Source organism: Kitasatospora sp. NPDC059803 (assembly GCF_042732255.1).
In the GTDB taxonomy this organism is placed as follows: domain Bacteria; phylum Actinomycetota; class Actinomycetes; order Streptomycetales; family Streptomycetaceae; genus Kitasatospora.
Map to the genome: position 1 here is coordinate 1 of NZ_JBHWIJ010000460.1, position 4259 is coordinate 4259.

4 protein-coding genes are annotated in these 4259 nt (G+C 70.8%); 1 reads left to right on the plus strand and 3 read right to left on the minus strand.

Annotated features, from left to right (window positions below):
* Positions 1-47: 47 nt before the first annotated feature.
* Entirely contained in the window at positions 48-1673 is a 1626-nt protein-coding gene (gene groL, locus ACFV6I_RS38015; protein WP_380430692.1) for a chaperonin GroEL, read from the minus strand.
* Positions 1674-1789: 116 nt separating this feature from the next.
* Positions 1790-2095, minus strand: a complete 306-nt coding sequence (groES, locus tag ACFV6I_RS38020; RefSeq protein ID WP_014136232.1) for a co-chaperone GroES — start codon at positions 2093-2095, stop codon at positions 1790-1792.
* 285 nt (positions 2096-2380) lie between these two features.
* On the opposite strand from groES, the gene ACFV6I_RS38025 reads away from it, so the two are divergent.
* Entirely contained in the window at positions 2381-3547 is a 1167-nt protein-coding gene (locus ACFV6I_RS38025) for an SAM-dependent methyltransferase (protein ID WP_380430695.1), read from the plus strand.
* Positions 3548-3572: 25 nt separating this feature from the next.
* On the opposite strand, the gene ACFV6I_RS38030 is transcribed toward ACFV6I_RS38025, so the two are convergent.
* Positions 3573-4259 (minus strand): polysaccharide deacetylase family protein (locus ACFV6I_RS38030; RefSeq protein ID WP_380430698.1); only part of this gene is annotated, 687 nt, incomplete at its 5' end.

Genomic DNA, 4259 nt, shown 5'->3' on the forward strand with positions numbered 1-4259 from the left:
GCCGCACCCCGAGGGGCGCGGCCGGGCCTCCGGTCGACCGTCAGGCGTCAGTGCGAGTGGCCGTGACCGTGGCCGTGGCCCGCCTCGGCCTCCTCTTCCTTCTTCTCCACCACGAGGGTCTCGGTGGTGAGCAGCAGGGAGGCGATCGAGGCCGCGTTCTCCAGCGCGGAGCGGGTGACCTTGACCGGGTCGATGACGCCGGCCTTCACCAGGTCGCCGTACTCGCCGGTGGCCGCGTTGAAGCCCTGGCCGATCTCCAGCTCGGCGACCTTGGAGGTGATGACGTAGCCCTCCAGGCCGGCGTTCTGGGCGATCCAGCGCAGCGGCTCGTGCAGCGCCTTGCGGACCACCGCGACACCGGTCGCCTCGTCACCCGACAGGCCCAGGCCGCCGTCCAGCACCTTGGCGGCGTGCACCAGGGAGGCGCCGCCACCGGCGACGATGCCCTCCTCGACCGCGGCACGGGTCGCCGAGATGGCGTCCTCCAGGCGGTGCTTGCGCTCCTTCAGCTCCACCTCGGTGGCGGCGCCGACCTTGATGACGCAGACGCCGCCGGCCAGCTTGGCCAGGCGCTCCTGCAGCTTCTCGCGGTCCCAGTCGGAGTCGGTGGCGGCGATCTCACCCTTGATCTGGGCGACGCGGCCGGCCACGGCCTCGGTGTCACCGGCACCGTCGACGACGGTGGTCTCGTCCTTGGTGATGGTCACGCGGCGGGCGGTGCCCAGCACGTCCACGCCGACCTGGTCGAGCTTGAGGCCGACCTCCTCGGAGATGACCGTGCCGCCGGTCAGGGTGGCCAGGTCGCCGAGGATCGCCTTGCGGCGGTCGCCGAAGCCCGGGGCCTTGACGGCGACCGCGTTGAAGGTGCCGCGGATCTTGTTCACCACGAGGGTGGACAGCGCCTCGCCGTCGACGTCCTCGGCGATGATCAGCAGCGGCCGGGAGGCACCGCCCTGGAGGATCTTCTCCAGCAGCGGCAGCAGCTCCTGGATGGAGGAGATCTTGCCCTGGTTGATCAGGATGTACGGGTCCTCCAGGACCGCCTCCTGCCGCTCCGCGTCGGTGACGAAGTACGGCGACAGGTAGCCCTTGTCGAACTGCATGCCCTCGGTGAAGTCCAGCTCCACGCCGAAGGTGTTCGACTCCTCGACGGTGATGACACCGTCCTTGCCGACCTTGTCGATCGCCTCGGCGATCAGCTCGCCGACCTGGGTGTCCTGGGCGGAGAGGGACGCGACGGCGGCGACGTCGTCCTTGCCCTCGATCTCGCGGGCCACCGAGAGCAGGTGCTCGGAGACGGCGGCGACGGCCTTGTCGATGCCCTTCTTCAGGGCGGCCGGGCCGGCACCGGCGGCGACGTTGCGCAGACCCTCGTTGACCAGGGCCTGGGCCAGCACGGTGGCGGTGGTGGTGCCGTCACCCGCGACGTCGTTGGTCTTGGTGGCGACCTCCTTGACGAGCTGCGCGCCAAGGTTCTCGTACGGGTCGTCCAGCTCGACCTCACGGGCGATGGTGACACCGTCGTTGGTGATGGTCGGGGCGCCGAACTTCTTGTCGATGACGACGTTGCGGCCCTTGGGGCCGATGGTCACCTTGACGGTGTCGGCCAGCTTGTTGACACCGCGCTCCAGCGAGCGGCGGGCGTCCTCGTTGAACTGCAGGATCTTCGCCATGTTCCCTATTCCCTCGGGGCTTCGGCCGGCCCACCGGCCGCCGGACTACGTGAACCAACAACCACGCCCCGGGCCCCTGTCACTTGGGACACGGATCCGGGGCGGGTCGGAACGACTTACTTCTCGATGATGGCGAGAACGTCGCGAGCGGAGAGAACCAGGTACTCCTCGCCCTGGTACTTCACCTCGGTGCCGCCGTACTTCGAGTACAGGACGATGTCACCGACGGCGACGTCGAGCGGCAGACGCTGGCCGTCCTCGAAGCGACCCGGGCCGACGGCCAGGACGACGCCCTCCTGGGGCTTCTCCTTGGCGGTGTCCGGGATAACCAGGCCGGAGGCCGTGGTGGTCTCGGCGTCGAGCGGCTGGACCACGATGCGGTCCTCAAGCGGCTTGATGGCAACCTTGCTGCTGGTGGTCACGTCCGAGCTCCCCTTCGGAGATTACGGGGTTTCTAACGGGTAGGAGCGAACCTGCGGGCCTGCCGTCGCGGGGGTCAGGCACACGTCTTCGCATTAGCACTCCCCCAGTGGGGAGTGCCAAGGACGACCATAGGCCGGTGTTAGCACTCAGTCAACCAGAGTGCCAACGGCGCGCCCGGGCATCCCGAACCGCGGGCACGGAGCCGTACACCCGTGCGACCGCCCCGCCCCACCGCGCCGGCACCGTCGGAGCCGGTGGGGCGGCCAACCCGCCAGAATGGCCCCGTGGACACCGAGAACCTCCAGCCCCTGCTGACCCCCGAGGGCCAGGCCCTGCTCGCCGAACTGCGCGAGTTCACGCCCGAGGAGGAGCTGTCGCTGGCCACCAGGCTGCGGCGGGAGCACCCGGCCGAGCTGGTCTCGGCGGCCTTCGGGCAGGCCCGGCTGCGGCAGCGGGCGCGGGCGAAGTTCGGGGCGGACGCCGACCTGATGTACTTCACGCCCAACGGCGTCGAGCAGTCCACCCGGCGCAGCGTGGCCGAGTGGCGGGCGCGCCGCTTCGCCGAGCTGGGCGTCCGCCGGCTGGCCGACCTGTGCTGCGGCATCGGCGGGGACGTGCTGGCGCTGGCCAGGGCCGGGATCGAGGTGCTGGCCGTCGACAAGGACCCGGCGGCCTGCGCCGCCACCGCCGCCAACGCGGCCGCGCTGGGCCTGACCGACCTGGTCCGGGTGCGCTGCGCGGACGTCGCCGAGGTGGACGTCACCGGCTACGACGCGGTGTTCACCGACCCGGCGCGGCGGACGGCGCGCGGCCGGGTGTTCGACCCGGAGGCGTACGCCCCGCCGCTCTCCTGGGCGATCGAGGCCGGCCGCCGGACCCCGATCGGCGCGCTGAAGGTGGCCCCGGGCATCCCGCACGAGGCCGTCCCGGCCGACGCCGAGGCGGAGTGGGTCTCCGACCACGGCGACGTGAAGGAGGCGGTGCTCTGGTTCGGCACCGGGGCCGCCCGCCCGCACCGCGCCACCCTGCTGCCGCAGGCCGCCAGCCTCACCGGCGGCGACCTGCCCGACCCGCCGGCCGGCCCGGTCGGGCGCTACCTGTACGAGCCGGACGGCGCGGTGATCCGGGCCCACCTGGTGGCCGAGGTGGCCGAGCAGGTGGGCGGCCGGCTGATCGACCCGAAGATCGCCTACCTCACCTCGGACCGGCTGGTCGCCACCCCGTACGCGCACGCCTTCGAGCTCACCGACGTGCTGCCGTTCCACATCAAGCGGCTGAAGGCGCTGCTGCGCGAGCGCGGGGTCGGCACGGTGGTGATCAAGAAGCGCGGGATGGCGATCACCCCGGAGGAGCTGCGCCGCCAGCTCAAGCCCTCCGGGCCGAACGCCGTCACGGTGATCCTCAGCCGCACCGACAACGGGCCGCTGATGATGCTCGGCCGGCCCGCCTGAGGCGGCCACGAGGCGGGCGCACGGACTACGAGGTGGGCGCCTGGATGTAGTCCTCCAGCCGGGCCACCGAGAAGCCCTGCTCCTGGATCCGGGCCAGCAGGTCGCCGAACATCTGGGTCATCGTGGCGCCCTTGAGCTCCTTCGGGCCGCGGAAGTGCGCCAGGATGATGTCGCCGGACTTCAGCTTCTTGTCCGCCGCCTGGTACTGCATGTCGTGGATCTGCATCGACTCGCGCCAGAGCACCATCGCGCGCGGGCCGCACTGCTGGACCGAGTTGTTCAGCGTCGGGGTGTTGGCGCCGTCCCCGAACGGCGGGCGGAACAGCAGCGGGGCGGTGCCGTACTGCTGGGTGAGCGCGGACTGCGCGTCGCAGATCTCGGACTTCTGCTTCTCCGCCGGGATCTTGCTCATCACCGGGTGGTCCACGGTGTGGTTCTGGATGTGGTTGCCGAGCGCCTGGAGCGGCTTGAAGTAGCCGTAGTCGTTCTTGACGATGTCCCGGGTCAGGAACATCGAGATCGGCACCTTGAGCTCGGTCAGCATCTCGACGAACTTCGGGTCCTTCTCGGCGCCGTCGTCGATGGTGATGAAGACGACCTTGTCGCTCGTCTTCACCTCGCTGAACACCGGTACGGGGCCGGTCCGTTCGAGCTTGATGGGCTTGTCCGCGGGCGGCGCGGGGGCCGGCGCCAGCGGCTTGAGGTTCCACTT